Origin of the sequence: Streptomyces sp. NPDC127106, from assembly GCF_042677605.1 — a bacterium.
GTDB lineage: Bacteria > Actinomycetota > Actinomycetes > Streptomycetales > Streptomycetaceae > Streptomyces.
The window spans coordinates 1-1,466 of the sequence record NZ_JBHXTC010000138.1 but is presented as its reverse complement, the minus strand read 5'-3'; the positions used below and the strand labels follow the sequence as shown (position 1 = coordinate 1,466).

At 71.5% G+C, this 1,466-nt stretch carries 1 protein-coding gene; it reads left to right on the top strand.

Annotated elements, in window-relative coordinates; all coding sequences use genetic code 11:
• Positions 1-151 precede the first annotated feature (151 nt).
• The coding region (locus ACFVGY_RS37835; RefSeq protein ID WP_385687137.1) for an IS701 family transposase at positions 152-1,466 on the top strand (1,315 nt) is incomplete at its 3' end.

Genomic DNA, 1,466 nt, shown 5'->3' with positions numbered 1-1,466 from the left:
AGAGCTACGAGGCCGGACTGCATCTGTGCGGTGCGATGCTCTGGCTCCGCAGCATCGCACCGCAGTCATGATCTGAACTCCAGACACTACCTAGTAGTACTTCGTTAGGTTGATTTGATCTTGGGGGTTGTGGCGGTGCATGCTGCGGCTCGTGGATCTTGGTGAGGTGGAGGCGCTTCGCGCGGATCTCGGCGATTTCGTGGCCGAGGTGTTCGCGTCGCTGGCACGCAAGGACCAGCGCCGGCAAGGAGACTGCTACCTGCGGGGGCTGATGCTGGACGGGCGGCGCAAGTCGGTCCAGCCGATGGCCGAACGGCTGCCGGACGGGAACATGCAGGCCCTGCAGCAGTTCGTCAGCCAGTCGCCGTGGGACCACATACCGGTGCTACGGCAGATCGCCGCGAAGATGACTGCTGCCCTGGCCCCCGCGGCGTGGGTGATCGACGACACTTCATTCCCGAAGGCTGGAGACCAGTCGGTGGCGACGTCCCGGCAGTACTGCGGCGCGCTGGGCAAGCGCTCGCTCTGCCAGGTCGGGGTGAGCGTCCACGCTGTGACCGACAAGGCATCCAGCCCGTTGTCCTGGCGACTGTTCGTGCCGCCGGACTGGGACGGCCGCGAGGATCCCCGCCGGGAGCGGACCGGCCTGCCGGAAGAGATCGGGCACGTCGAGAAGTGGCGGCTGGCGATCGACGCGCTCGACGAGCTGGTCTCCTGGGGGCTTGCCCCGCAGGTCGTGGTCGCCGACGCGGGCTACGGCCAGTCGGCAGCCTTCCGCCATGCTCTGCGCTCCCGAGAACTGGACTACATCGTGGCGGTACGCGGGGACGAGACCGCGCACCCCTTCGACGCGGAGCCGGTGGCACCCGCCTACGGCGGCGCCGGCCGCAGGACACTGCCCCGCTACCGCACCGACTCCGTCTCCCTGCGCGAGCTCGCCACCGCCGGCGGGCGTCGGGCGTTTCGGCAAGTCACCTGGCGCCAGGGAAGTCGCGGGGCGATGCGCTCGCGCTTTTGGGCCCTGCAGGTGCGGCCCGCGGGGAAGATCCCCCGGGCGTTCGCCGCTGCCGACGCGGGCGGAAGCGCCGCCTGGGACGGCGTCCTGCCGGTCGAGACGCTGCTGGTCGAATGGCCACCCGGCGAGAGCACGCCGACCGAGTACTGGCTCACCAATCTCCCGCCCGACACCGCGATCCGCCGCCTGGTGCGCCTGGCCAAGATCCGCTGGCGGATCGAGCACGACTACCGCGAGATGAAGCACGGCCTGGGCCTCGACCACTTCGAAGGCCGCACATGGCGCGGCTGGCACCATCACGTCACCCTGGTCACCGCTGCCCACGCCTTCCTCACCCTCCGGGGGGGGGGGGGGGGCCGCGGCCCCCCCCCCCCGCCGGGGGGGCGCCCCCCCCCCCCCCCCCCCCACCCCCACACACCCCCCCACGCCGCGCCCCCCCCCCCCCACCCCC